27 protein-coding genes and 2 pseudogenes are annotated in these 25772 nt (G+C 67.5%); 16 read left to right on the forward strand and 13 right to left on the reverse strand.

What is annotated here, in order from left to right; all coding sequences use genetic code 11:
* The first annotated feature begins 54 nt into the window (after nucleotides 1-54).
* The 4 genes from C1J01_RS25720 (at nucleotide 55) to C1J01_RS25730 (ending at nucleotide 3320) form a co-directional block, all read left to right on the forward strand.
* Complete coding sequence (locus C1J01_RS25720) at nucleotides 55-663, forward strand: hypothetical protein (protein WP_146615720.1); 609 nt, start codon at nucleotides 55-57, stop codon at nucleotides 661-663.
* Between the two features lie 477 nt (nucleotides 664-1140).
* Complete coding sequence (locus C1J01_RS50105; protein WP_181448961.1) at nucleotides 1141-1317, forward strand: hypothetical protein; 177 nt, start codon at nucleotides 1141-1143, stop codon at nucleotides 1315-1317.
* A gap of 636 nt (nucleotides 1318-1953) precedes the next feature.
* Nucleotides 1954-2526 carry a carbonic anhydrase gene (locus tag C1J01_RS25725; protein ID WP_111181567.1) on the forward strand — a complete coding sequence of 191 codons (573 nt, stop codon included), beginning with the start codon at nucleotides 1954-1956 and terminating at the stop codon, nucleotides 2524-2526.
* Nucleotides 2527-2720: 194 nt separating this feature from the next.
* Nucleotides 2721-3320, forward strand: coding sequence for a DUF998 domain-containing protein (locus C1J01_RS25730; RefSeq protein ID WP_111181568.1), 600 nt, complete (start codon nucleotides 2721-2723; stop codon nucleotides 3318-3320).
* Between the two features lie 108 nt (nucleotides 3321-3428).
* Here the strand turns inward: C1J01_RS25730 and C1J01_RS53180 are convergent, their stop codons facing one another.
* Complete coding sequence (locus tag C1J01_RS53180; RefSeq protein ID WP_268958746.1) at nucleotides 3429-3554, reverse strand: hypothetical protein; 126 nt, start codon at nucleotides 3552-3554, stop codon at nucleotides 3429-3431.
* Nucleotides 3555-3796: 242 nt separating this feature from the next.
* On the opposite strand from C1J01_RS53180, the pseudogene C1J01_RS25735 reads away from it, so the two are divergent.
* Nucleotides 3797-4132 (forward strand): annotated as a pseudogene (locus tag C1J01_RS25735) (DUF4158 domain-containing protein); the annotation flags it as partial.
* Between the two features lie 564 nt (nucleotides 4133-4696).
* Here the strand turns inward: C1J01_RS25735 and C1J01_RS25740 are convergent.
* Genes C1J01_RS25740 through C1J01_RS25750 form a run of 3 tightly spaced genes read right to left on the reverse strand, consistent with a single transcriptional unit; the run spans nucleotide 4697 to nucleotide 7010 of the window.
* Nucleotides 4697-5350, reverse strand: a complete 654-nt coding sequence (locus tag C1J01_RS25740; RefSeq protein WP_111181548.1) for a response regulator transcription factor — start codon at nucleotides 5348-5350, stop codon at nucleotides 4697-4699.
* Complete coding sequence (locus C1J01_RS25745; protein WP_111181549.1) at nucleotides 5347-6432, reverse strand: sensor histidine kinase; 1086 nt, start codon at nucleotides 6430-6432, stop codon at nucleotides 5347-5349. The genes C1J01_RS25740 and C1J01_RS25745 overlap by 4 nt, the downstream gene beginning before the upstream one ends.
* Nucleotides 6429-7010, reverse strand: coding sequence for a DUF998 domain-containing protein (locus C1J01_RS25750; protein WP_181448963.1), 582 nt, complete (start codon nucleotides 7008-7010; stop codon nucleotides 6429-6431). The genes C1J01_RS25745 and C1J01_RS25750 overlap by 4 nt, the downstream gene beginning before the upstream one ends.
* 238 nt (nucleotides 7011-7248) lie before the next feature.
* On the opposite strand from C1J01_RS25750, the gene C1J01_RS50110 reads away from it, so the two are divergent.
* The 8 genes from C1J01_RS50110 (at nucleotide 7249) to C1J01_RS25790 (ending at nucleotide 14692) form a co-directional block, all read left to right on the forward strand.
* A complete protein-coding gene (locus C1J01_RS50110; RefSeq protein ID WP_181448964.1) occupies nucleotides 7249-7398 on the forward strand; it encodes a hypothetical protein in 150 nt (49 codons plus the stop codon).
* 324 nt (nucleotides 7399-7722) lie between these two features.
* Nucleotides 7723-7995, forward strand: coding sequence for a hypothetical protein (locus C1J01_RS25755; protein ID WP_111181551.1), 273 nt, complete (start codon nucleotides 7723-7725; stop codon nucleotides 7993-7995).
* A gap of 264 nt (nucleotides 7996-8259) precedes the next feature.
* Complete coding sequence (locus C1J01_RS25760) at nucleotides 8260-9501, forward strand: IS701 family transposase (protein WP_111181552.1); 1242 nt, start codon at nucleotides 8260-8262, stop codon at nucleotides 9499-9501.
* Between the two features lie 55 nt (nucleotides 9502-9556).
* Nucleotides 9557-10129 carry an RNA polymerase sigma factor gene (locus C1J01_RS25770; protein WP_111181554.1) on the forward strand — a complete coding sequence of 191 codons (573 nt, stop codon included), beginning with the start codon at nucleotides 9557-9559 and terminating at the stop codon, nucleotides 10127-10129.
* Nucleotides 10126-10902, forward strand: a complete 777-nt coding sequence (locus tag C1J01_RS25775) for an SPFH domain-containing protein (protein WP_111181555.1) — start codon at nucleotides 10126-10128, stop codon at nucleotides 10900-10902. The genes C1J01_RS25770 and C1J01_RS25775 overlap by 4 nt, the downstream gene beginning before the upstream one ends.
* Before the next feature lie 322 nt (nucleotides 10903-11224).
* Nucleotides 11225-11635 carry a VOC family protein gene (locus C1J01_RS25780; RefSeq protein ID WP_111181556.1) on the forward strand — a complete coding sequence of 137 codons (411 nt, stop codon included), beginning with the start codon at nucleotides 11225-11227 and terminating at the stop codon, nucleotides 11633-11635.
* A complete protein-coding gene (locus C1J01_RS25785) occupies nucleotides 11632-12600 on the forward strand; it encodes a sigma-70 family RNA polymerase sigma factor (RefSeq protein ID WP_235854665.1) in 969 nt (322 codons plus the stop codon). Before C1J01_RS25780 ends, C1J01_RS25785 begins: the two co-directional genes overlap by 4 nt.
* 148 nt (nucleotides 12601-12748) lie before the next feature.
* Nucleotides 12749-14692 (forward strand): hypothetical protein, encoded by a 1944-nt coding sequence (locus C1J01_RS25790; protein WP_111181557.1) that lies wholly within the window; start codon nucleotides 12749-12751, stop codon nucleotides 14690-14692.
* Between the two features lie 355 nt (nucleotides 14693-15047).
* On the opposite strand, the gene istB is transcribed toward C1J01_RS25790, so the two are convergent.
* From istB to C1J01_RS25825, 7 genes are all read right to left on the reverse strand, one after another.
* Complete coding sequence (gene istB, locus C1J01_RS25795) at nucleotides 15048-15827, reverse strand: IS21-like element helper ATPase IstB (RefSeq protein ID WP_111181558.1); 780 nt, start codon at nucleotides 15825-15827, stop codon at nucleotides 15048-15050.
* A complete protein-coding gene (gene istA, locus C1J01_RS25800; RefSeq protein ID WP_111181559.1) occupies nucleotides 15824-17491 on the reverse strand; it encodes an IS21 family transposase in 1668 nt (555 codons plus the stop codon). Before istA ends, istB begins: the two co-directional genes overlap by 4 nt.
* 421 nt (nucleotides 17492-17912) lie before the next feature.
* A complete protein-coding gene (locus C1J01_RS25805; protein WP_111181560.1) occupies nucleotides 17913-18746 on the reverse strand; it encodes an alpha/beta fold hydrolase in 834 nt (277 codons plus the stop codon).
* Between the two features lie 27 nt (nucleotides 18747-18773).
* A complete protein-coding gene (locus C1J01_RS25810) occupies nucleotides 18774-19280 on the reverse strand; it encodes a DoxX family protein (RefSeq protein WP_220040092.1) in 507 nt (168 codons plus the stop codon).
* Nucleotides 19281-19299: 19 nt separating this feature from the next.
* Nucleotides 19300-20085 carry an ABC transporter permease gene (locus C1J01_RS25815; RefSeq protein WP_226900755.1) on the reverse strand — a complete coding sequence of 262 codons (786 nt, stop codon included), beginning with the start codon at nucleotides 20083-20085 and terminating at the stop codon, nucleotides 19300-19302.
* Between the two features lie 56 nt (nucleotides 20086-20141).
* Nucleotides 20142-21107: an ATP-binding cassette domain-containing protein gene (locus tag C1J01_RS25820; protein ID WP_111181562.1), complete on the reverse strand. Its 966-nt coding sequence runs from the start codon at nucleotides 21105-21107 to the stop codon at nucleotides 20142-20144.
* 101 nt (nucleotides 21108-21208) lie between these two features.
* Nucleotides 21209-21802 (reverse strand): PadR family transcriptional regulator, encoded by a 594-nt coding sequence (locus C1J01_RS25825; RefSeq protein ID WP_111181563.1) that lies wholly within the window; start codon nucleotides 21800-21802, stop codon nucleotides 21209-21211.
* A gap of 325 nt (nucleotides 21803-22127) precedes the next feature.
* On the opposite strand from C1J01_RS25825, the gene C1J01_RS25830 reads away from it, so the two are divergent.
* Both C1J01_RS25830 and C1J01_RS25835 read left to right on the forward strand, forming a co-directional pair.
* Nucleotides 22128-22358 (forward strand): hypothetical protein, encoded by a 231-nt coding sequence (locus tag C1J01_RS25830; RefSeq protein WP_111181564.1) that lies wholly within the window; start codon nucleotides 22128-22130, stop codon nucleotides 22356-22358.
* Between the two features lie 5 nt (nucleotides 22359-22363).
* The gene (locus C1J01_RS25835; protein WP_146615721.1) at nucleotides 22364-22894 is read left to right on the forward strand and encodes a hypothetical protein; all 531 of its coding nucleotides are present in this window, start codon (nucleotides 22364-22366) and stop codon (nucleotides 22892-22894) included.
* A gap of 1129 nt (nucleotides 22895-24023) precedes the next feature.
* Here C1J01_RS25835 and C1J01_RS53805 read toward each other — a convergent pair.
* Nucleotides 24024-24518 (reverse strand): annotated as a pseudogene (locus tag C1J01_RS53805) (hypothetical protein); the annotation flags it as partial.
* 47 nt (nucleotides 24519-24565) lie between these two features.
* Here C1J01_RS53805 and C1J01_RS25845 point away from each other — a divergent pair.
* Nucleotides 24566-24883, forward strand: coding sequence for a helix-turn-helix domain-containing protein (locus C1J01_RS25845; RefSeq protein WP_181448965.1), 318 nt, complete (start codon nucleotides 24566-24568; stop codon nucleotides 24881-24883).
* Nucleotides 24884-24947: 64 nt separating this feature from the next.
* Here C1J01_RS25845 and C1J01_RS25850 read toward each other — a convergent pair.
* Nucleotides 24948-25772: L-threonylcarbamoyladenylate synthase (locus C1J01_RS25850; protein ID WP_111181566.1), on the reverse strand; the 825-nt coding region annotated here is incomplete at its 5' end.

Genomic DNA, 25772 nt, shown 5'->3' on the forward strand with positions numbered 1-25772 from the left:
CCCCCAGCCCCTGCACCGCCGAAACGGTCGGACGGGCCCGCTCACGTGTCCGTTTTGGGGGAAAACCTTAGCTACGACGAGTGGGCCCAAGCCCGCCAGGTGCTGGCCGACTGCGCGCCGTGGTGGCGGATGCAGCGCGCCGGACGGGTACCGGCCGGGCAGGAGACGCTCGGTGAGGCGGCCGCCCGGTCGGTGGAGCATCTCGTGGTGCTGCTGCTGCGGTACATGCCGCCCGGCGAGGCCGTCGAACTGCTCACGGATCAGATGGCGTCGGCGCGTGACCTGGCTGGCGTGGTCCGCTACCGGGTCGGGCGGGTGCTGCGAGCGATGCGCCGCCGCCGGAACCTGGCGTTGGACGACGGGACGGGCTACCAGGCGATGCAGGATCGGTTGGCCGCCGCCCGCGCCCAGGCGGCGCAGGCGCGCAGCGAGGCGTTGGCGGCGGCGCGGGCCGCCGTCAACGCCGTGCGGGGCGCAGACGCTGGCGGGCGGGCGCGGTGGTCGCGTGCCGACGAGGCCGCGGCCGCGGTGAAGTGGGCGACCGAACCGGCCGACGTTGTGCCGCCGCCACCGGTGGTACTGCAGACGCGTGCCCTGGGCGATGTGTCGTGGGCGAGGGCGGTGGTTCGGGCCCGCGCGGAGCGCGCCCGGCTGGCCAGCTGAGAGACAGGGTGTCGGTACTAACACTGCTGTCACCCGGTACACGCATCTCAGGCCGGGCCGCCGGCTTCCAGATCGCCGTGCCAGCCGCTCGCCCATCCGGCAGGCAGCTGCTCCGGCCATGGGTGCGTTTCTGCGGCCGAGCGGAGGTAGGCGGCGATCTCTGCAGCTTGGTCGTCCCGTAGCCAGGTCGTCCGGCCGGGTGGCCGAGCTCGGGCTCCGGCTGATGTTCGTGCACGACGACGCGATGCTGTTGACGGCCGAGCTGGGGCGCTGGCGTCGGCGGGTGTTTGGAGCGGCCTGATTTTGTATCCCGAACGAGACCAGATCTACGAAGTAAAGGGCTGGGCATCGCACAGCTCCCCTCGTCGTTGCCCGATTATGCCGCTCCACGTACCGCTGGTACCGGACACGCAGGCAGAATTCCGGCCCTCGATGCCATGGAGGCGCCCCCGTGCGGAGGGAGAAGGTCGTGCGGCGGTGTGGTTCGGGCGGGTTGTGCAATACGCCCGGCTTTACACCGTAGATTTAGACCGCCGTCTGCTACCCGGCGAGCGCCAACAGGCCGCCGACGGCGGCATGCTGCAGGAGACGATCGCCGCCGACCGTGCCTGGCTGGCCCGGGTTGATGCGGAACGCACCCGCAACGACTCATGACAGCCCCGGTGCCAGGGTCACCGTCGTCTCGTGGACACCTCCCAGACCCCGCCCCTGAAGGCCGGCCACCAAGCGATCGCGCCAAGGCCGAACTGCTCTGCCGGCTCGCCGAGCACGCCTACGGCCAAATCGCCTACGAGGACATGACCGCGGCTGAGTTGGCCGATCGAACCCCCGGCGAGCGACTGCCCGATGCGCAGCTGCTGAACTCCACGCCGTCTACCACGAGCTGCGTCACGGCCACGAGCAGGCGACCGCGCAGACGGCGGCGCTGACCGCCAGCCAACAAGTTCAACTTTACTTACGAGTCATACTTTTGGGTGAAGCCGATCCGAACGAGTGCGTGAAGAACGGCGGCCCCATGGACGTTGAACTGGCGTGATTGCCGGACGGGTGACGCAGCGACCGCGTACCGTAACCATCGTGACCAGACCGCCCGCCTCCCCCCGCGGTCCATCCGACGAGACGACCTTGGACGATGGTCCAGGGCGGCGAACGCTCCTCGCGGCAGCCGCGTCCCTGGCGACGACTTGCCTTGTCGGCTGCTCATCGGCTGGGACGCTGATTCACACGGCGGCGCCCACATCCCGCACAGGGCCGAATCCCAGCACGCCGTTGGCCGCCTACCAACGGCTGATGGATGGCAACAGACGCTGGGTGGCCAACACACTCCAGCATCCCGACCGCGATCCCACACGCCGGGAGATGCTGACCGCCGGCCAGCAGCCCTACGCGGCAGTGCTGTCCTGCATCGATTCCCGGGTGCCGCCAGAGCTCGTCTTCGACACCGGCCTGGGCGAACTGTTCGTCATGCGCAGCGGCGGGGTGGCTGTCGGCCCCGTGATCACCGGCTCCGTCGAGTACGGGCCAATGACCAGCGGGACTCCGCTGATCGTCGTGCTCGGCCACCAGCGGTGCGGCGCGATCTCCGCCGCCTACAGAGCCCTGCGGGAAGGCAAGCCGCTGCCGGGCAACCTCCAGGCGATCATGAAGGCGCTGCATCCGGCATACGAACGGACCATGGGGCAGAGCAGCGGCGACCCCGCCGAGGCGATGGCCAGAGCCCACGTGAAGATGACCGCGAACGCCCTGCGCGGCAATCGGGACCTCGCGCCGCTCGTGGCCCAGGGAACCCTGGCAGTGGTCAGCGCGTACTACTCCCTCGGCACAGGCCGGGTCGAGATCCTGAACGGCGCACCAGCTGCCTGAACGACCCCTGCCAGGCACCGTCCTGGCCCAGCAGCTCAGCACCCCACGTCCCACCCCAGGCAAAACCGCTGACTGCGCGCGCCGGTGCGGAAGAAATCAGAATTACTCCATATGGATCCTAATCACGGCTGGACAGTATCTCCAGGCCGGATGCCGGCATCGTCGCCGTGGTCGCCATGCACGGAAGTGGCGCGATGACGATCTTGTTGTGGACAGGGGCGCTGAGTTCGTGGCTGTTCATTGTGATCTTCCTGATCGATGGCTGGACTCGGCCGGGGTATCGGCCGGTTCGGCATCCGGTCAGCGCGTTGGCGCTCGGGCCGCGGGGGTTGCTCCAGGCAGCGAACTTCGTTGTGTGCGGACTCGTGATCACGGCAAGCGCGGTCGCCGTCGTCAGCGCACTGGACAGCGTGGTGCTCGCGGTCACGATCGGCGTGTTTGGGCTCTTCCTGGTCGCGTCGGGCGTTTTCCCGATGGACGCTATGCGGGGCTATCCGCCGGGAACTCCTGACGAGACGCCGGCGAAGGTGTCGGTACGGCACAAGCTGCATGACTTCGCCGGGGCGGTCGTGTTCGGCTCGCTGCCCACCGCGGCAATCGTCGCGGCATTCGTCCTTCCCGAGGCCGGGTGGAAGTGGTACTCGGCCCTGACGGCCGCCGGGGGAATCGCCGGCTTCATCGCCTTCGGGCAGGCGTGGGAGAGCGACCATCCGCGTGCCGGGCTCATGCAGCGCGCGACGATCGTCGTCGGCTGGGTCTGGCTCGGGCTCCTGCTATGGCACGCAGCCGGATAGCCGGAGACATGCGCTCGCGGGGGGCCTCGAACGGCGGGTGGTGGTCACGGCGGCACCACCTGCCGGCGTCCACGCCGAGGCCAGGTCGATCCGCGAGGGGTGAAGGACCTAGCCGCGGCCGTAGGCGGCCTGGCGCAGGGTGTTGAGGGCGTTGCGGGCGATGTCCGTCACGTTCCTGTCGTAGGCCTCGCTGTAGTCCCGGGGAAATTTCCAACGGATTTGCCTGACCTGCACTGACGCGGGCCTGTTCCGTTTGTTGATCACTTCCGCTACGGTTCGTACGGTCCTGACCGGTGGCGGTGTGGGGGTGGTCGATGTCGACCCGGATGTTCTCCGAAGACCAGCTGGAGCGGTTGCGGTCCTACCCCGACATCGGGCGCGACGATCTGATCCGGTAGTTCACCCTGACGCCTGCCGATGTCGCCTTCATCGACCCCGGCCGCGGGCGGGGCCCGGCTGACTGATTAGGCCTTGCCGTCCAGCTCGCCACCTTGCCCTGGTTGGGGTTCGTGCCGGATGAGGTGAGCGCAGCGCCGCCGGTGGCGGTGGCCCGGCTGGCCGAGCGGCTGGGAATCGATCCGGACGTTCTGGCCGAGTACGGTCAGCGGGAGCAGACCCGCAGCGATCATCTGCGGCTGGTGGGTGGTTATCTGGGCTGGAAGAGCGCCCCGGCCGGGAGCCCGGCGATGAAGGAGCTGGAACAGTTCCTGCTGGACCGGGCCATGGAGCACGACTCGCCGACGCTGCTTTTCAACCTGGCCACCGAGTATCTGGGGGTCCCAGTAGCAATGAAGAAATTTCCAACGAAGTAGCGTCTGACCTGCGGTAACGAAAGAACCTCCGGCTGACGTCTCGGTTCGATCACGGTGTTGGATCATCCTGCACGGTGCCGGGTTGGTGGAGTTCAGCGACCCCGGACCCGGGTTCGTGGTGGAGGGCGACGCCGGGTCGCTGCCGGGCAGATGCCCATCGCCTGGGCCAACTCCCGGACGGTGACGCCGTGCTGCCGGGGCGATGGCGGCGGCCGACCGGTGTCTACTTGGGCGATGCGGACCCGCTGCTGATCGGGCTGGCATGGGCGGAGGCGCGATGGATCCCGGACCGTGCTGGGCCGCCTCGCCCGCCGAGCTGCAGGCAAGGCCAGGCCCGCCCGACACCCCTGGCCGAGGGCGCTGGCTCCTGCCTGCATCGCCTAGCTGGCTAGCCGACCAGCACGGCGCCGATCGCCAGCGCGCGGGATGTGGAGCCAGCTGGGCCACTGATCGCCCCCTAGACGCTGGCGTTGAGTGGGGACGAGCTGGGCTCTTGTTGACACGGCCTCATGCCCCCGCGGCACTCCGGCCCCGCGCGTGGGAGCGTGGTGGGCCGGGCCGCGGTCAAGAGCCCGGCTGCACCAGACCGGTCTCGTAGGCGAGGATCACCAGTTGCACCCGGTCGCGGACGTTCAGTTTCATCAGGGCCCGGGTGATGTGTGTCTTAGCGGTCAGCGGGCTGATCACAAGTCTGGAAGCGATCTGATCGTTGGACAGCCCTTCGGCCACCAGGCGGACGACCTCGCGTTCGCGACCGGTGAGCACGGTGAGCCCGTCGCCGTTCAGCGGGGCAGGCCGGTGAGCGAATTGCTGGACGACCCGCCGCGTGACGCTCGGGGACAGCAGCGCCTCGCCCGCGGCCACCACGGCAACGGCATGGCGCAGCTCGGGGGGCGCGACCTCCTTGGTGAGGAAACCGCTGGCGCCGGCGCGCAGCGCGGCGAAGACGTGTTCGTCGGTGTCGAACGTGGTGAGGATGATGACCTTGGTCGCCGGACGTTCGGTGAGGACCCGGCGCGTGGCCTCGATACCGTCCATCCCGGGCATGCGGATGTCCATGAGGATCACGTCGGGCTCGGCGGTGCGGGCTTGCCATACGGCTTCGTCGCCCGTGGCGGCCTCGCCGACCACGGTCAGATCCTTGGAGCGGCTGAACAAGCTGCGGAAACCCGCCCTGACGAGGGCCTGGTCGTCGGCGAGCAGCACCTTGATCGTCATGTTGCCATGGGGATGCTCGCTCGCACGGCGAAGCCCCCGCTCCCGTCGATGCTCAGCGTGCCACCCAGGGTGGTGACACGTTCGCGCATGCCGGTTAATCCATGTCCCTCGGCCAGGGCCGTCGCGCCGCGGCCGTCGTCGACCACCTCGACCGTCACCGCGTCGCCGGCATAGCGCAGCCGTACCGATACGCAGGTGGCATTGCCGTGCTTGATGGTGTTGGTCAGCGCCTCCTGGACGAGCCTGTGAGCCGCAACGGCCTGGGGCCCGGTGACCGTCGCGGCATCGCCCTCCTCGCGCAACTCCACGCTCAGGCCGGCCGCTTGGGCGGCGGTGACGAGGGCGGCGATGCCGCTCAAATCCGGCTGAGGGGCGGCGTCACCGTCGATCCGCAGCACGCCGATGAGCGAGCGCAGGTCCGCCATGGCCTTGCCGCGCACGTCCATCGCGGTGCGCAGGGCCGCGCGCGTCTCTTCGGGAGATTCATCCAGCGCGTCGGCGGCCACGTTGAGGTGGACGCCGACCACGGCAAGGGTGTGGGCGATGATGTCGTGGAGCTCGCGGGAGATCTCCAGTCGTTGTTCGGCAAGGCGGCGGCGGGCGTCCGCCTCGCGCGCCTGCTCCAGTTGCGCCCGCCAGCGCGCTTGAAGGTGGCGGGCATTGCCGATCGCCAGCACCAGTGCCAGCCACAGCACCTCGGCTCCACCTGAGGCCAGAGCGCGGGCAGGGGAGCCACCCGCGACGGCCCAGTCCCAGGCCACCGCGTACAGCAGCAGGAACAGCCCCACACCGGCGGCCCAGCGGGTCCGGCCCGCCGCAGCCACAGTGTAGGCGGCCGCCGTCAGCGGCCACACCCAGCCGCCCTCGAACAACCCGGCCCCCTGGAAGGCAACCAGTACAAGCGCCGACGTCAGCAAGACACCGACCGGCCATCGCCGCCGCACCACCAGCAACCCGCCGAGCAGGAGCGCCATCGTGACCACCGGCCAGCCGATCGGGGCGCCGACCGCGGCCGGCCCCGTCAGGACGGCGACGGCCGTGAGCACTGCCGGCAACACCACGGGCAGCAGGGCGGAGATCATCGGCTGACGCGGGGCAGGCGGACGGCGGCCAGAGCCATCCAGCCGAGGCTGGCGGCGATGGCGATGCGCTCGGTCAATCCCACCACGGGGGGCAGAGACCGGGAGACCATGACATCGACGAGGGTGACCACAAACAGGATCATTCCAGACACCAAGGCCACCGTGGTGCCAGTGAGCAGGCCATCTCGCGGCCACGCCCTGGTCAGCACCACGGCGGCGGCAGTGAAGGCGGCGAAGGCCGCCCAAGCGGAGAAGCCGTGGACGCTTTCCGGAACCGATGGGTTGTCCCACTGCCCCGGCGGGTCAGCGGGGAAGATCGCGGCCAGCAGCACCCCCAGCGACCAGATTCCCAGCAGCCAGGTCCCCGCGCGACTGGTGCGGGTACGAGCCACCGCCACCGTCAGTGCCGCTGCGGCGAGCGCGATGGCGACCAGCCCTAACGGCACCAGCCAACCGGCACTCGTGTTGACGAACCTGCTGATCGTCTCGCCGACCGGGCTCATCTCCCTGTTGACCACGTCCGAGATCGTGAATGCCGCGACGCCGATGCCGACACCGGCAAGAACTGTTTTCTTCATGGCCCAGACGTTATGAGCGGCCCCTGGTCCCCGGCGTCGTCCATTCGCAGACACCTGCGCGTACACCAACCGGTGTACGCGCAGCCCCAACACGACTCTTCGTTCGCATGCTCGACCGCCCATCCCCGCCGCGGACGCCGCGCCGGTCGACCAGGACCACGAGGACCTACTTGCCTTACGTGGCTGACAGGCCTTTAAGTGGCTGACCAGCTACTTCGCTTGCGAACCCCAGATAACGGTGGCGCCCTTCGCCATTGCCTGCGCCGAAGACGCCGACATCTCGGCGCAGGAGCTGGGGCGATATGAGGAGGCGCTACGCGCGGCCGGCTACCGGGTCGAGTTCGATCCCGACGACGATCAGGCGCTGCGGGTGTGGCCGATCGCGTGACCTTGTGAGGTCATCCGGTTGGGGGCAGGTGTCCCTCGATGTTCTCCCGCACGCGAGCGCGCCGCTTCCCAAACGCGTGCAAGCCGCGACAGAGCGTGACCGCTTTTGCCTTTATGTCCAGGCCGGAGCTGTTCGGTGCCCAATGGCTGGAAGGGCGCTCGAGCTCTGCCGGCCGGGCGGGCCTTCGCGGTGCTGGGGGCGTTGTCGACGGCCAGGGCGGCCTCGCTGTGTGGGTGGCAAGCTGCGGTTTTCACGTTTTCGAGCTCGGAGGGACCTACATCGGCGACAAGCATGTTTCTCACGACTGTTCGAAGGACACCACCCATGGATCTGCACGACGACACACAGTCGGAACCCGACGATGCCCCACCGTCGGAACCTGACGCCCCGCGGCTGGAGAGCGCGACCCCAACCAGTTCCTCTCCTGACTCAAGGTCGACCTCCGACCCGTGGTCCACGGGTAGTCTGCTGACCCTCATCAACGGCGTCATCGTCGCCGTGGGCGGAGTCTTTGTCACCACGTCCTCTGTGCTCATCACCGTGATCGCCTGTGTGGTGACGCTGCTCGTCGTGCTGATGATCATGCTGAAGAGTTGACGTGCCTATCGCGAGGAAATCTTGCTTTCGACTCCTCACGCTCAGTCCTGGTGGTGGGACCTCATCTCCAGGAGCGTGGGCTCACACACGGAGGTTGGTAGGTGGTCCAACTGAGCAAGAACACCGCTCGGGTTGCGCCCCCGCCGGAGGTGGATCCCAGCTGTCGAGATCAGGTCGCGCAGTTCTTTCGCGACCACTACTAGTGCTTTGTTAGGTCGGCGTGTCGTGGTGCCGCTGTGACGGTGTGGGTAGTTTCATGCTGCGGTGACCCCTCATGAGCTTTCGGTTGTGCGGCAACGCCTCGAGGCGTTCGCCGCGGAGATGTTTGCGCCCATGGCCCGCTCGGATCAGCGGGCCAAGGGGGTGACGTACCTGCGTGGGTTGCTGCTGGACGGGCGGCGTAAGTCGATGCAGCCGATGGCGGAACGGCTCGGGGTGGACCACCAGGGGTTGCAGCAGTTCGTGACCACGTCGACGTGGGACACCCGCACGGTGCGTTCCAGGCTGGCCCGACGGGCAATCGACCTCGTGGAGCCGGCGGCCTGGGTCGTCGACGACACCGGTTTCCCGAAGGACGGCACGAGGTCACCGTGTGTGGCGCGACAGTACTCCGGGACCCTGGGAAAGGTGGCGAACTGCCAGATCGGGGTGAGTGTCCATGCGGTCACCGACACCGCCTCAAGTCCACTCGATTGGCGGCTGTTCGTGCCGACGTCGTGGGATGACGAAGCGAGCGATGCCGCCACGCGCTCGGACGTGGCCGCGCGACGCGACCGTTGCGGGATTCCGGGCGCGGAGCGGCATCGTCCGAAGTGGATGATGGCGGTGGAGATGCTCGAGGCGTTGATCGAGCAGGGGCTGTGCCCGCCGGTGGTGGTAGCCGATGCCGGCTACGGCGACAGCAGTCAGTTCCGCGGCGCCCTGGACGAGCGCGGGATCGGCTACATCGTGCAGGTCAAAGGCGACGCCCTCGCACACGCAGCGCACGTGGTTCCGGTGCCGCGGGTCTGGTCCGGCCGAGGCCGACCTCCAACCCGCACCGGCCTGCGCTACCCGGACACCGCCGTCAGCTTGGCCGAACACGTCCGGGCCGCCGGCCGCGACTCAGCGGTCACACTCACCTGGCGCGAAGGCTCCAAGGGTGAGATGAGCTCGCAGTTCGTCTTCCTGCGCGTGCGTCCGGCCGGACACCGCATCGCCCGCGACAGCGACGGCACTCTGCCTGAGCGGTGGCTGATCGCGCAGTGGCCCGACGACGAGAGCGAGCCGGTCAAGTACTGGCTGTCCAGCCTGCCCGCCGACACCGACCGAGCCGATCTGATCCGCCTGGGCAAGATCCGCTGGCGGATCGAGCACGACTACCGCGAACTGAAGACCGGCCTGGGGCTGGACCACTTCGAGGGCCGGTCTTGGACCGGCTGGCACCGCCACGTGACCCTCGTCACCGCCGCACACCTGTTCATCACCATGCTGCGACTCGACCCACAAGCGGCTGCGCCGGCCTGACCCTCTACAAGGTCATCCGCGAGTTACAACTGCTACTCGCGACCTGGACCGGCGCATGTCCCACCTGCCATCGAAGGCTGAAACCGTTACGCCGCAACAGCCATCAACAGACCTAACAAAGCACTACTACCGACTGTTGATGAAGGTGGTGATGATGGCTGGGGCCACACAGGAAGAGGCCGACGATGCCGTTGGGATGACAATGCTCGACCTATGGCGGCGCTGGCCCAAGATCGACGACCCTAAGCGATACTCCTGCCGGGCGGTGGTAAGCAATTTCTACAAGCGCCGCAACACGGACAGGAAAGAAGCCGAACGACTGCTCAGCACCCAGAAGCCGTCAGCAGAGGGCGATTGGGACGCCCAGTTGACGTTGTGGGAAGACCAGGAGTGGGTCGAGCAGATGCTCGACCGGCTGCCACCTGCCCAGCGCGAGATCATGGCCTACTACTTGGAAGGGATGACCGGATCAGAGATAGCCACGTACCTCGACAAGAAGGCTCCCACCATTCGCAAGAACCTGCAGTTCGCCCGAGACCGTCTCAAAGAGATCATCGACCAGGAGCGCTGTATACAGGCGCCGTCCACCTATGCGGCGTCCTGGACTAGGGAGGAGGGCTCCCTGTGAACCACGGCCACACCCCCGAGACCCCGCAGCAGCCGCTTCAGGCGACGCCTCACGACCCGGTAACCGACTACCTGGATTTCATTGACAAGATCGACGAGGACGTCAACCGGATCCCAGATCAGACGGTAGAGGAACGGGTTCAGCAGCTTTTCGGGAACCCTGCACTGTCAGAGGAACAGTCAGTCCTGGGTAACACCCAAGAGGCAGGCGTTCTCTGCAACCAGCCCCAACGGGAGCCGGACTTCGTGCGGGAGTCCGACGCGCTGGAGATCGTCGCGGCGGCACAGCGCGAGGCCACCCGTATCCGATACAAGGCGCAGGCCGAGGCCACTCGGATCCGTGACCAAGCGGAGCGTAATGCCAGCGCACACAGGGATGATGCCCTCACCCAGGCTGCTCAGATTTTGACTGAGGCGCGCCGTAATGCAAAGGAGGAGGCCGCCAGCCTCTATGCCGAAGCCGAACGTCAGGCTGCCCAGCTCATAACTGAGGCACGCCGGACCGCCGGCACGGGGTCGGCCGAGGCCTCCAAGCAAGCCCGGGTTGGCTCGCCTACCGGCGAAGCAAGACCCTCAAAGCAAGTCCTCAAGAGGATCGCTGCCCTCGCCCGAGAGCGCCCTAGTTGGGGGCCTGAACGCCTTTTCGCGGAACTCCGACGCATGGGGGTCCCGGTTTCAGAGCAGGACGTCCAGGCAGTGATCAAGGCAGAACGTAACACTGACGGAGGGCAACACTCGGAGGCAGAGATCCGCGCTTCTTTGTACGGTGAATAGAGCCGTCCCGAAAACGGTCGTTTATGGGACGCCGCCTTAGGGGCGACAGGGTGGCCGCGTCTCCGCAGGAATGATCGTCCCGAAACCCGTCCCGAAAACTTGGCTGGCGGGCATTGAGTATGAGGAGCTTGTCACTTTTAGAAGGTCTCTGCACGGATGTCCGAAGTCCTGTGCAAGGGGCGGGCAGATCGAGCAACACCGGCATGCGCCCCGGTGACCCATGCGGCGCACCGGTCTTGTTACCTTCTCCCGTCGACACTCGTCATAGGGGCGACGACCGAATACGAACGGTCGTCGCACAACGAGTGAAGTGAGGACATGGATGCTGAACAACATCATGTACGTGACGGTTTACGTCACTCATCAGGACCGTGCGCTGGAGTTCTACACCGAGGGGCTCGGCCTGGAGAAGCGGGCCGACTACGCGGGGCCCGACGGGCGGTTCCTCACCGTCGGTGTTCCCGACAGCCCGGTGCAGATCCTGCTGTGGTCGCATGCGGCGGCCGCAGGCCAGCCGGGCGGCACGGGCGCCACAGGCCAGCCCGTCGCGCCCGGTCCACTGATCCTCGAATCCGACGATCTGGGCAAGGACTTCGAGATCATGCGCGAGCGCGGCGTCACCTTTGAAGAGGGGGAACCCGTGGACTATCCGTTCGGGGTCCGGATCGAGGCGGTGGACCCGGACGGCAACCGGGTCTCGCTGCGTCAGTCGCGAAAGCCGCGCCAGTCGTGACCACCCACCCCTCCGACCTCGTGACCGAGGCGTTCGAAGCCCAGCGCGATCGGCTGCGGGCCCTGGCCTACCGCGTGCTGGGGTCGCACGCCGACGCCGAGGACGTGGTCCAGGAAGCCTGGATGCGCCTGGTCCGCCATGACGAGGCGACCATCGGCAACCTGGCGGGGTGGCTGACCACCGTGGTCGGCCGGATCAGCCTGGACCTCCTGAGATCCCGCCAGACTCACCCTGAGACCGGCTACGGGCACGAGTTCACCGACCTCGTGGTGACGGCCGCCGACGAGCCCACGCCGGACGAGCAGGTGGCGCTGGCCGATTCGGTCGGCTTCGCCCTGCTCGTCGTGCTGGACTCGCTCAACCCGAGCGAGCGGCTGGCGTTCGTCCTGCACGACATGTTCGCGGTCCCGTTCCAGGAAATCGGCCACATCCTGGGCAAATCCGCCGACGCAACCAAGATGATCGCCAGCCACGCCCGCCGCAAGATCCAAGCCACGGACCGGCCGGCGGGCCCCGGCCGCGAGCACCAAGAGGTCGTCCAGGCATTCCGTGCTGCCGCCGTCGGTGGCGACTTCGAGGCGCTTCTGCGGGTCCTCGACCCGAACGTGAAGCTGACCGTCGACACCCCCGCCGGTGTGATCATCACCCTCGGCGCCACCGAGGTGGCCGCCGGTGCCCGGATGTTCTCCGGTGAGGTCACCCGCCAACGGCCCGTGCTGGTCAACGGCGTCCCCGGGCACATGTCCTGGCGCTCGGACGGAACGCCGCTGTCGGTCATCGCTTTCACCGTCGCCGACGGACGGATCACTGGCATCCATATCGTTGTGACCCGGCCAAACTCGCCTCGATCCAGCTGCCCGCCCCGGCCTGAGCCGGTGTCGTCAGGGTCGGCCCGTGCATGGCAAGTCATCCCGGGCCGACCGATGTCAACTTCCGTGTGGGTGAGAACGGGCGCCGTTTCATAGGCGACCACCTATGAAATAGCGAGCTCGTTTCTCGATCACACCTCGAACAATGTGAACACTCTGACGCGCGAGATCACTAAAGGGATCGCGAGGAATCGCCCCGTTCTGTCACGGTGGGTAGGGTCTGCGCTACTTGGGAGGGAAACACATGCCCGGATGGGACGAGGAGGTGGCGGCCACCACCGCCAGCGAGGTGAGTAGGGCTCTGCTGGACCCCCTGCGGCGCTGGTCGGACCTAGCCGTGCCGAGCTTCCCCGCGGCCGCGGAGGAGCTCATGGCGTGGCTGGCCGACCCCCGTGCCTTCGATAAGGATTTCCATCCCATGGCGTTCGACTCGGCGATGCAGGACTACGATCACGCGGCCAAGCAGGGCCTGGGCACGAAGGCGAAGGATGTCCTGAGCGCAGAGCTGGCGCATGTCCAGCGTGTGCTCACGTCGTTGCGCGCTGGCGGCTGGTCGGGCGACCAGGAACCGGCTAAATCCGCACTGCGCACGCTGCTCGGCAAGCTGGACAATCACGAGGTGCTACAGGCGGCGTGGCGGGATCTATGGTCCAAGATCGACAAAAAGCAGACGTCGGCCGAAGCCATTGCGCCCGTCCGGGACGTATTTCTCGAGCTCGCACGCCGGGCCGGTCACTCCCTCGAGTTCGGCAGCGACTTCATCGCCATCCTCCAGGGCGTCCTGGCCGATGGCAGCTGGGCTGTAACCGCCATGAAGTCCACCCTCGGCGACGTCCTTACGGTCGAGGCCGGACAGCAGGATGGAGATCCCCTGGCCGCGGCTGGCCTGACGATCGATGAGCGGAACGCCATATGCGAGCGCTTTCTCGCGCTTCCCGCCCCATCGAGCTGGCACGTGGTCTGGCTGGTCTACGAAAAAGCCAGCATGCCGGTCATGTTCGCCGAGCTGGGCAACATCTCCCTCTTCTCCAGCCAGTACGTGCCCAACGACGCGCAGGCCGCCTCGGCCAAGTGCAGCTCATACGCCAGGAACTGGACCACGACAGACGGCAAGGTCCTGGCCGAGATGCCCCACCGGCAAGGACTCGTCAACGTTCGCGTCTTCCTCCCCGCACGCCTTTACGCCGATCCGGTAACCGTCGCCCGCAACCATGTGGACGCACTGGTTGCCGTCGGAAAGTTCCACGCCGGCATCGGGCACGGCGACTGGCGGCTGGCTGAGGGACACACCCACATCGGCCACGGGAGCTCTTCGGAACGGTACTTCCGGCTCGGCGCCGATGCCGCGCAACAGCATTTGGATCACCAACGCCGGTCGGCGGTGTTCAGCGGGATGGAGGCGTTCTGGAAACAAAAGGACGGCTCGCCCTCCATGGACGATGACCGTTTGGCCGAAGCGGTCGAGCTGCTGCGCTGGTGGCAGGCCGCCCAGGAACAGACGCCGCTGGCACGCGTGATCGCGGACGTCCGGGTGATCGAAACCGCCTCCTCACGCATCGGGCCGGGGAAGTGGCACCAGCACCTGACAAGGTTCCTGAAGCCCGCCTGGATCGTGCACTCCGTGCACGGCCAACTGCGCGATACCCTGCACGACGCCCTAGGCGGCGCATCCGAAGGACTCAGCCCCCAAGCTCGCGAGCGACGCCAGACGGTGGCCGCCGCGACGCGACGCACTGACGATTTCCCCTGGATCGGGCTGGTTCCCGGCACCACCCGGACCGCCTTGACCGAGTTGCTGGACATCTACCCCGAACACCATCACACCCGGCGTCGCCTGCGCACCCTGGCCAGCCGCCTGAGCAACCACGACGCCTTCAACAAGTGGCGCGCATCGCTCGACACCCGCTGGACCCATCTGCTCGACAGGCTGGTACGCACCCGCAACGCGATCACCCACGGTGGCCCCGGGACCGCCGACGCCGTACGATCCGTTGCCTTGTTCGCCAGCCAGCTCAGCGCCTGGGAGGTACAGCTCGCCTTGGAGGCCGCCTTGAAGAACATCAGTCACGAAGCAGCTCACCAGGAATTCTCTGAGGCTGACAACGATCTCCTCGGCAAGATCCACAGAGCTCCAACGCCCGGGGATGTGCTCCACGACTCCGCGGTGCCGTCACGTCCGCCCGCGTAGGTGACCGCCGCCCCAGTACGACCGGGCCGGATGGGCCGCCGACGGGCCGCAGCATTGGCGCCGATGCGCAAACCGGGTCGATGCTCAACCAACCGATGCCCGGTTTTGCTCCCTGATAACGTCCCTTCTCCGGAGCGAAAACCGCGAGCGAAGGGCGCCCTGTGCCGCTTCCCCCCGACGAGATCAGGCGCCGTCTGGCCTACATCCGATACCTCCACCATCTCGGAGTCGACCAGGCCCGTGGCTGCGGAGGTTTCGTCCGACACCGCTTGTTGGCGAGTTCTGACACCGCCGGGCACGTGTCGGTGCCGCGGATGTTGGTTTGCGTCGACACCGCTTCCGCGCCCGACGGGTGTCAGGTTGTCCGCTGCTTTGTGGCTTGGGCCAGACGGTAGGAGTCGGTGCCGGTCTCGAGGATGGTGCCGCCGAAGGTGAGTCGGTCGACGATGGCTGCGCATAGCCGGGGGTCCGTGAAGGTCTTGGTCCAGCCGCCGAAGGACTCATTGGACGCGATCGCGACCGAGGCCTTCTCCTCACGCTCGGTGAGGACCTGGAAGAGGAGTTCCGCGCCGCGGCGGTCGAGTTGCATGTAGCCGAGTTCGTCGATGCACAGCAGGTCGACGCGGCCGTAGCGGGCGATGGTCTTCGCCAGCGTCATCTCGTCGGCGACCTCGACGAGCTCGTTGGCAAGCTGGGTCGCCAGGGTGTACTTGACCCGGTAGCCGGCCATGGCGGCCTCGGTGCCGAGTGCGATCAGCAGATGGGACTTGCCGGTGCCGGAGTCCCCGATCAGACACAGCGGCTGTCCCTTCTGGACCCATTCGCACTTGGCGAGGGTGTGGATCACGGCGGGATCGATGTTGGGGTTGGCGTCGAAGTCGAAGGCCCGCAGGGACTTCTCGCGGGGGAACTTGGCGGCCTTGATCCGGCGTTCGGACCGGCGTCGGGCGCGATCGTCGCACTCGGCAAGCAATAGTTCGGCGAGGAACCCGCGGTAAGACATCTGCTCACGCCCTGCCCGGTCGGCGTACTCGGTGAAGGCGTTGCGGATGGTGGGCATCCTCAGCATCCGGCACGCTTGGTCGATCGCGGCGTCGGCTGCTTCCTCGGTCATTCCACGGCGCTTGGTGGTCACGGTGCGGCTCCTTCGTTCGGGGTGTCACGTCGGCTGGCCAACAGCTGGTCGTACTTCTCCACGCTCGGCAGCGGCCGAGTGTCAGCCGGGATGTGGGCGCGAAGCCGGCGCTCGGTCAGCGATCGCACGGCAGGGGCTTCGCCTTCCTCGTCACCTGTATGGGCGGTGGACTGGCCCGCGGTCGTGCCGTCGGCTCCGCCATCTGCTGTGTCGTTGTACTTGCGCGCTTCCAACGCGACCGCGTCCGCGGTGAGCGCGCCTGCACGCAGAGCCGTAGCAAGCCCGGCGACGACGTGTTCGTGTGGAAGGTGCCGGTGCAGCATCAGGACCTCGATCAGGGCACGGGTGCCGTCGGCATCACCGTGGGCCTTGCAGGCCGCGGCCCACCAGGCGTCGTGAACGGGCGTGAACCGCCCGGATGCCCTGGCCTGCTCCAGCGCTGTCGCACCGGGTAGCGCGCCCGGTTTGCGGAGGAGGACCTCGAGATAGTGGTCCAGGTCGACCCGGGTCGAGCCCTTGGTCATGAGCCGTTCGTGGCGGGCGATCTCGGTCCTGCCGTCGAACACGACCAGGTCGCTGGCGTTCAGGAGCACCCGGGCTTGACGGCCGACCATGCGCGCGGGCACGGAGTACTTGTTCATCCGGACCGTGACCTGGGCGTACCTGTCCACGCGCGGGGTGAACCAGCGGCCGGTCTCGAACGGCTCGGTCGGAAGGGGCGCGAGGAGTGGCTGCTCGGTGGCGAAGTGTTCCCCGACCGTGCGGGCGCGGGACCCGATCCGCCGGGCATCGTCGGCTTCGTCCCAGGCGTCGACCATAGCGTTGAGCTCGTCTAGGGAGTCGACCTCGGGGATAGGGACGAGGTGGTTGCGTCGGAACCAGCCGATCTGCCCCTCGACGCCACCCTTCTCGTGCGCACCTTGGATTCCGGGCTGGCAATAGAAGGCTTCGATGCCGTAGTGGGAACGGACGGCGGTCCACCTGTCGGCCTCGACCCGCTGGCGGGAGAACCCGATCACGCTCGCGACGGCGGCCTTGAGGTTGTCGTAGCGGATCTTCCCGGTCGGCACCCCGCCGAGCACGTTGAAGGCGTGGACGTGACCCTCGAAGAAGGCTTCCTGCCCAGCCGAGGCACTGACCCTGTGCACGGCCTTGCCCGAGTAGGAGAGCCGAAGGCTGAACAGCGCGCAGGTTACGAGCTCGCCGCGCAGGCGGATGGCGACGTCGCCGAAGTCAACCTCGGCCTCGCGGCCCGGGAGGTGCTCTTGCGGGATGAACGCGTTGGCAGGTTCCCGTCCGACCTCGACGCGAATCTCACGGCGTCGGGTGGCGACGTACTCGCGGACCATCCAGTACGACACCACCCCGGCCCCGTCATGTTCGTCAAGCAGTCGATCGAAGATCCGCTTCGCCGTGTGTCGCTGCTTCCGCGGCGCGTCGAGGTCCGAGCGCAGCCAGTCGTCGATCACCACTCGGTACGCGTCAAGCCGTGAGCCGCGTTTGGGCGGTTGCTTTCTCTCCTTCGGCCATGCAGATTCCAGCGCCGCTGTCACGGTTCGGAAGCCGACGCCGTGCTTGCGCTGCAGCGCGCGGTTGGACATCCCAGATCGGGCATCCCGTCGGATCGCCGCGTACAGGTCGACCCGGGAACGCGGCTGCGTCATCGGTGGCACTCCTGACGTGAGCACGCCGTGGGCACGACTTTCGGCACCGGGCCACCGCCCGGGAACGGTGACCGCATGCGACCACAGCCCGGAATCACTGGCCCTACCGAGGTGCCTGGTCATGTGCTGCGCAGGGCTTCGGTGGGCGGTACTGAGTCGGCCCGGAGTGCGGGGTACGACCGACGACGGAGCCGATGAGCAGCGAGTAGGCCAGGTCGAGTCCCACTGAAGCCCAGGTCAGTACGACGGCCCGGCCTTGCGTGGTGACGAAGACGTTGGTGACGAGCACGCCCAGGATCAGGCCTGTGATGCCGCCGACGACATCAACCTCGACACCACCTGTCCGCCCCGTGTCCCTGGCGCGACGAAGATCTGCTTGCGCGGTGCCTAATCGGTCTTCCCGCAACACCTCGCGGGCCCCTCAGTGTTCGCTGCTGAAGAACCGTAGCAACAGCGGGCCGACGGTCTGTGGGTCGACGACGTGATCCGGCCCCTCGAGGGTCTCCCGTTGAGCGTGGGGTAGTAGGTCTGCAAGCTCGTCGGCTGCGCGGTCGAAGAAGTCCGAGGGCAGGCCTGCCATGTAGGGGGCCGTGATCGGTCCTCCGGTGGTGACCAGGACCGGTTGGGTGACCGTTGCCAGTCGATCGGCCGGCAATTGGTAGCGGTTGAGGAAGACGCTGTCGTGGACCAGCGTGGGCGCGAGGGCGACCGAATGCGCCCAATGCGCCGTCTGCTTGCCTGCCGCTTTCCTGGCCGCGATGTTGTCGTCGGAGGCGCCGGTCACGCGCATGAACAGTTCGAGAACCTCCTCGTCTCGCCCGGCGTCGAAGGCGCGTCGGGTGTCCGCGATGTACTCCTCGAATCTCGAGCGCAGGTCGTCTCCGACCGCATATGGCACCTCCCACACGGCGATCGTGTCGATGGCAGACCCTGCCGCGGCGGCCTCCAGCGCCAACGCACCGCCAGAGGACGCCCCGAACACGTGCGCCGAGCCACCAGCCTCCGCGATCAACGCATCCAGGTCTTCGATCTCCCGCTCCACGGCGTAGGGCTCGGTGAAGCCGCTCGCGCCGCGTCCCCGACGGGCATAGTTGTAAACCGTGAAGTGCTCGGCGAGAGCAGGTACCAAGGGAGCGTTCTCGGCTCCGTCGTCCAGTCCGCCGCCTACCAGGACGACAGCCGGGCCGCTTCCCTTCCGGTCGTAGGCGATGGTGGTGCCATCGTTTGATGTCACGCGAAAGGCCATCTCGTTCATCTCACATCTCCGTTCGAGAGGTTTGTCTCAGCGCCTGAGCAGCGTGCCGACGACGGCCTCGGTGCGCGACCACCGCGCCCTTGCGATCACGGCCGCCACGACGAGAAAGGCGAGCGGCAGCCAAGGGCTCTGCTCGAGCACGAACTGATCGGTGATGACAGCACCGGTCAGCAATGCCGCCAACCCGAGACTGGCCAGGCCCGCCAGAGCCGGGATCAGAAGTCCAACCCCTCCCGCGACCTCCAGCGCTCCGACCAGGTACCGGAGCCACTGGCCAGCCCCGATGTCGGCGAACATGTCCACCATGACCGGGTCGCCGGCGAGCTTCGAGATTCCGCCGCCGGCGATTATCGCCGCCAGCACGACTTGCAGAATCCAGACCCCGATGCTGCTCGCCCGCCCGGGCGTGTGCGCAACGGTTTCCGAGTTGTTCTTGGGGATGGTGCTCATTCGGCTCTCCTTGTCGTGTCCGGGCCTGGTACCGGTGATGGCGTTGGCCGAGTGGGCCGGGTTGTCGGAGTTGATGTCGACCAAGTGCTCGCGGTAGCGGGATCTATTTCTTCTTGCGGTAGAGGACCATGGTGATGGGACCGAAGACCGCGACGAGAAGTACGGACGAGACGAGCACCCAGCCGATTTCCCCGGCGGGCACGGAGCCGTCCATCAGGCCGCGTACCACGGTCGCCAGGTGGGTGATCGGGTTGACCTCGACGACCGCCTGAAGCCATCCGGGCATCGTCTTCGGGTCCACGAAGATGTTGCTCACGAACGTCAGTGGGAACATCACCATCATGCTGACCCCCGCCACCGAGTTCGGCGTGCGCAGGATCAGGCTGAGCATCGTCCACAGCCACGACAGGCAGAACGAGAACACCAGCAGCAGCGCGACCGACAGCACCACGCCGACGGCGCCACCCTCCGGCCGGAACCCTAGGACCAGGCCGAGCATGATGACGATCGCCGACCCGATCGAGTAGCGCACCAGATCGCCGAGCAGGGCGCCGACCAGCGGGGACGGTCGCCACACCGGGAGCGACCTGAACCTGTCGAAAACGCCTTTCTGAATGTCGGTGTTCAGCGTAATACCAGTGTTCATGGTGATCATGACGTTCGCCTGCACCAGGATGCCCGGCAATAGGAACTGCAGGTATTCCTGCGTCGACCCGGCGAGCGCGCCACCGAACAGGTAGGCGAACATCAACGTGAACATGATCGGGAACATGGTCACGTCGACGAGCTGCTCCGGGACGTGTTTGATCTTCAGCAAAGCGCGCCAGCCGAATGTCAACGAGGTACTCACCGGACCGGGTCGGGGCGGGCGCTCACCGGCCAAGAGCACACCGCGCAGCGCGTCCTCGGTGACCGGCGGCGACGCCTGCTCCGCGGACGTGGCATTCATGCGGCATCCTCCTTGGGTGTCTCCTCGGACGGGTGACCGGTCAGGGCGAGAAACACCTCGTCCAGGCTCGGCTGACCGAGCGCGAACTCGGTGACGTCGATGCCGCCGCGGGACAGCTCGGCCAGGGCGCGGGCGACCCGCTCGGGGTCGGAGATCCTTGCGGACAGCGCGACCGGGTCGGCGGACGGCTCGACCTGCACCTCGAGGACGCCGGCGAGGACCCGCTCGGCCTCGGCCCGCTGCTCGGGCGCACGTAGCCGTACGTGCAGCGAGCCGGCGCCGAACGATGCCTTGAGCTGGCCGCTGGAGCCCTCGGCGATGACCTTCCCGTGGTCGATCACCGCGATGCGGTCGGCCAGCTGGTCGGCCTCGTCGAGGTACTGCGTGGTCAACAACACGGTGGTGCCTTCGGCGACCAAACCCCTGACGATCTCCCAGACCTGGTTCCTGCTGCGCGGGTCGAGCCCGGTGGTCGGCTCGTCCAGGAAGATCAGTTCCGGGGGGACGACCAGGCTCGCTGCGATGTCGATGCGCCGGCGCATCCCGCCGGAGTACTTCTTCACCTGCCGGTCGGCGGCATTGGCGAGGCCAAACGCGTCGAGCAGGTCGGCCGCTCGCCGCCTGCCCCGCGGGCGCGAGTAGCCGAGCAGCCTGGCGAGCAGCAACAGGTTCTCCACCCCGGTGAGATCCTCATCGACCGACGCGAACTGCCCGGTAAGGCTCACCCGGGTCCGTACCGAACGCGCATCACGCACGACGTCGTAGCCGAGCACTTGCGCCTCTCCGGCGTCGGGGCGCAGGAGCGTAGCGAGCATGCGGATCGTGGTGGTCTTGCCCGCCCCGTTCGGGCCGAGCACGCCGTACACGCCACCGGCGCTCACGGCCAGATCCACACCGGCGACCGCGTGGGTCTTGCCGAAGCTCTTCTTCAACCCTCTCGTCTCGATCGCGAGCTTTCCCATGGGTTCGAGTCCTTCTCTCGGTGTTGCGAACGGATTGGTTGAGCTAGTCAAGTTTGACTACTTGGCCAGAGTACGCGAGGAGAACGTCTAGTCAAGGTTGATTAGAAGCGCATCTTGAGGGGATCGTGGACCGTTCGCCACGAACCCGGATCATCGGCCATGGTGTAGGCGCCGTCAGACAGCCGTTTGCTCAAGCTCTTCGCCCACTCGAGCTCGGTGCGCGCATGGCCCGCCCACAGCTCAGCCTGGTCCCGCACGTGCTCGGGGATGTCGGGGCTCGGGTTCTCCCGCCATTTGGCCTGCTCCACGAGCTCCGCTTCCAGGCGCGCGACCCGCTCGTTGACGTGCACGATGGCATCCGCCCTGGTCAGCATAGGCAACATGGCGATGGACGCGTTAAGCATGGTGGGGTCATGGGTGCGCCGCAGACCGTCACGGACAAGTTCGACGATCTCCTCGCGGCCCCGTGCCGTCGCCCGGTACAGGATGCGCTCCGGCCCGGAGTTGCCCGGCTCGGCGTGTTCGGTGAGGAGGCCATCAGCCGCCGCCTTCTTCAGCGCGTGATAAATCGAGCCGGGCTTGATCTTGGCCCAAATCTCTGCACGCCAGCTCTGCAGTTCGGACCGCACCTGGTAGCCATGCGCGCCGCCGGAGAGGTGCACGATACCGAGTACCAGGAGCTTCGTCGCCGACATGCGCCCACCTCCGCTCAATCTGCTCGGACTCGCTCCGCTTGCGCGCCCGCCAGGGTGGTGTCAACTCCCACCAACACTAGGGTGCCCTCCTGGTCCGGGTGGTGTCAGCACTGACCTACAAACGGTGCTGGTGGAGACCTCCAAAGCCAGGCCCGCCTGCCCGAGCCGCTCTCCTCCGCCAGCGTCCTGATGTTGCACGACGCGGCCGAGGGTTTCCTGCTGTTGGCCGCCGAACACCTCAATGTCGCCCCGCCCAACGGGCTGGAGAACTACTGGGAAGGTCCTCAAACCCGCGCTCGGCACCGATCTGCCGGTCGCGCAAGGCATGAAGCGCCTGAACAAGATCCGTAACACACTCAAGCACAATGGCGGCCATCCCGACCAGCCCACCATCAATCTCGCCGCCACCGACACCACCACGTTCCTGGAAGCCAGCACCCCGCTGGTCTTCCAGCTGGACTACGCCGCCGTGTCGATGGCCGATGTGATCCCCAGCAGCCGGTGCGCGACCTGGTACGCCAGGCGGAGACCGCAAGCGCTGACGGCAAACAGGTGAAGGCCATGGTCGCCCTCGTGGAGGCGTTCGAGGAACTCTTCCAGGTCTCGCCGCTCGATCGGGACAATGCCCTCAAGTCGGTCCTGCGCCTCGGCCCCACCATCACCAGCCCGCTGCGGGACGGGGAGATCGCGAGGGTGCTGTACCCGCCGGAAGACGACCACCGCAGGCGGACGGGCGGACGCCATCACGAACTGTCCCAGCAGATCGCCAGCGTGACCGAGATCGTCATGGCCCTGCAGGCGGCCACCCGGCTCACGCTGATCGGCGTCGACTTCGCAGCGGCTCATCGCTTCGGCCTGCTCACGCCGGACATCGACGACTACATCAACGGCCGGCGACAGTACCGGGCGCCGGAGAACTACGCGCCCACCCCGGAGGATGTGGCCTGGTGCTGCCAGTTCATGGTGACCGCCTCGCTACGGCTGTCAGCTGCCGAAGCACAGCTCCAAGACCCTTACCAGGGCACGCAGATCTGGAAGACGATCGCCACGCGGCCCTCGCCCGGCGCTGAACTCGTCTGGAACCAAGAGTGAGCACGCTGCTGCCCCGCACCGCCGCCGACTTCACGCTGAGCGAGGCGACGCTGCAGTACTGACCGACGCGGTGGCCGCCTCGACCCAGTGCGCCTACGCCAGCGACATGACCGCGTTCACCACCTGGTGCACTGAGCGGGGCCGGAGGGAAGCTCCCCGCCCACCGCCGAAACCATCACTTAGGCAGCGGAGCGTCTTCCTCTGCTGCGGGGGCGGTCACTTGGTCTGAGGCGCCACTTTCGGAGCGAAGACTGCGCCGGTTCCGGTTTCGGACAAGTCGGGCAGGACCGGGAGCAGGATACCTACCGGAGATGACGCTGTTTAACCATCACCACCGAGTGGTTTGCACGCCCGCTCTGGCGGCCGTGCACGGGACTTCGCACATCCGTGCAGACGACTTCGGAAACTGACAGTCGTCCCGACACCTCACTCACCGATCTTGAGTTTCGGGACCGTTTCAGGGCCTACATGGCCTTCCGCGGATGATCGCAGTCGCAGAGAACCAGCGGAGGTTTGTCATTTTGCCCGCAATGAGCGACACCTGTCGCCGACCAGCGATTCAGCAGCAACTCCGGATGACCGGCGAACACGCAGCGGGGATTCTCTATACCGCGCCCTGACCCCAACGAGAATTCAGCTTGAGCCAGCAGTGCGACGCGCCCTCGTAGCGGGAGCCGGTGGGCTTGATGACGAGGCCCTCGACACCGGCGACGTGCATCGTCTCGTACCAGGCGCGGGCCTCGACGGTTATCTGGGGTAGTCAAGCGAAAGAGCTGGTCAGCTGCTTGAAGGCCTGTCAGGCACGTAAGGCATGTAGCTCGGCCCACATGCTGCGCTGGCGGCTCACCGAGAAGTCACGCTCTTAGCGCTGGGATCGTTCTTCCTTCGCAAGGATGGATGCGGGGCCACGGGCCCGTTGTCGGACACCGGGCCAGGGCCGTACGGCGGTCAGCCGAGCTCGGCGCGGATCTGCGGGAGCACTTTGGTGCCGAGCAGTTCGATGGCGTGCAGGAAGTCGCGCTGCGGCATGCCGTCGACGTCCATCTGCAGGATCTGACGGGGTGTGGCAAAGCAGGCCGTGCAGGTGCAGGATGCGGTCGGCGACCTGGTCGGGGCTGCCGGCGAAGACCATGCCGCCGGGGCCGAAGGCCGCGGCGCGGTCGGCGCGCGGCGGGGCGGGGCGGCCCAATTCGGCCAGGCCGTCGGCCATCATCTGGTGCTCGTGCTCCAGGTAGGGGGCGTGCGCCTGTGCGGTGGTGTCGGCGACGAAGCCGGGCACGGCGACCGCGATGCCGGCCTGGTCGGCGGGGTGGCCGACCTCGGTCCAGGCGTCGCGGTAGGCGTGCCCGTACTGCGCCCAGTGCTCGGGGGTGCCGCCGAGGATGCCGAGGAACATCGGCAGTCCGAGTTCGACGGAGCGGTAGACCGAATGGTCAAGATGCGCTCCAGGTGGCGCGGGATGGCTGACAGGACCAGGTTGCTTGACGGGCCCGGTGCGCGGTGCGTGCGGCGGTTCAGCCGGGCGTGGCCTCGCCGGGCGGTGGCGGCGCGGACGGCCTTCACCGGCTTGCGCACCGCCTTCCAGACAGAGGCGTCGGTGGAGGAAGCCATCCAGGTCGTGCAGGCAGCACCCGAGAACCCACCTGGACCTTCCTGACCAACCACACCCGCGTGCTGGTGATCCTCGCCGACAATCCCTGCGCCCGGATCCGGGACATCGCCGCGGCCATTGGCATCACCGAACGCGCCGCGCACGGGATCATCACCGATCTGGTGCAGGAGGGCTATGGGGAGCGGGTACGCGAGGGGCGCCGCAACCGCTACGTGATCGTTCCCGGCCGTCATCTGCGTCACCCCAGCCAGAACACCGTTCCCGTGCAATGGCTCGTCGACCTGTTCGCCGGTACCCTCGCAGGTCTTAAGGCGAGACAGCGTGGCGCGGAGGCCGAGCAACAGGCGCCGGACACCTCGCGCCGGGAGCGCGACTGACGGGCCAGGGGCTGTCCACGTCTGCCCGGCGGATCATCGTCATACAGAGGGGCGGCGGTTCCGCTCACGCGGCGGGCCGAGGTCCTGCGGCCCGGCGCAGCCGGTTGGCGATCGCGGCTCCCAGCCCCTGCTCCCCCGGCGGGGACGCGATGATGAGGTCGCAGCCTCGCTGGTCGAGTTCGCGCAGGAAGGCGTACAGCTCGCGCGCGTAGGCGGGCATCGACGCGGGCAGCGCCACCACGGCGTGCGCTTTCACCTCGGCGTCGGCGAAGGCGGGAGGAAGCAGGACGCCCACCCGGTGCCCCGATTCCTGCGCGCGTTCCGCTTCGGCGATCACCTTGTCGGGCTCGACCAGGACGACCCGGGCCCGCGGAGCGTAGTGCGAGGGATGCTGCCCGGGCACCCGGATGTGGCTCGTCGCGGGGACCGCGAGCGGGCGCCCCAGTGCCGTTTCGAGGTCTTCACGCGTCACTCCGCCGGGCCGCAGGATGCTCAGGGTCTCGCCCGTGGCGTCGACGATGGTTGACTCGACGCCGACCTGGCACGGGCCGCCGTCCAGCACGACGTCGACGGCGTCGCCGAGTTCGGCGCGGACGTGGCCGGCCGTGGTGGGGCTGACCGAGCCGAAGCGGTTGGCTGAGGGGGCCGCGATGCCGCCGCCGAAGGCGGCCAACAGCGCGAGCGCGACAGGATGGGCGGGCACGCGCACGGCCACCGTCTCCAGGCCGCCGGTCGTCTCCAGCGGCACCCGGCGGCCGCGCCGCAGCACCAGTGTCAGCGGCCCCGGCCAGAAGCGTTCGGCCAGCAGCCGCGCCGTCGCCGGCACGTCCGCCACCCAATCGCCCAGCTGCTCCGCGTCGGCGAGGTGGACGATCAGCGGGTGGGAGGG

The sequence above is a fragment of the Nonomuraea aridisoli genome, from assembly GCF_003236395.1.
Classification (GTDB): Bacteria; Actinomycetota; Actinomycetes; order Streptosporangiales; family Streptosporangiaceae; genus Nonomuraea; species Nonomuraea aridisoli.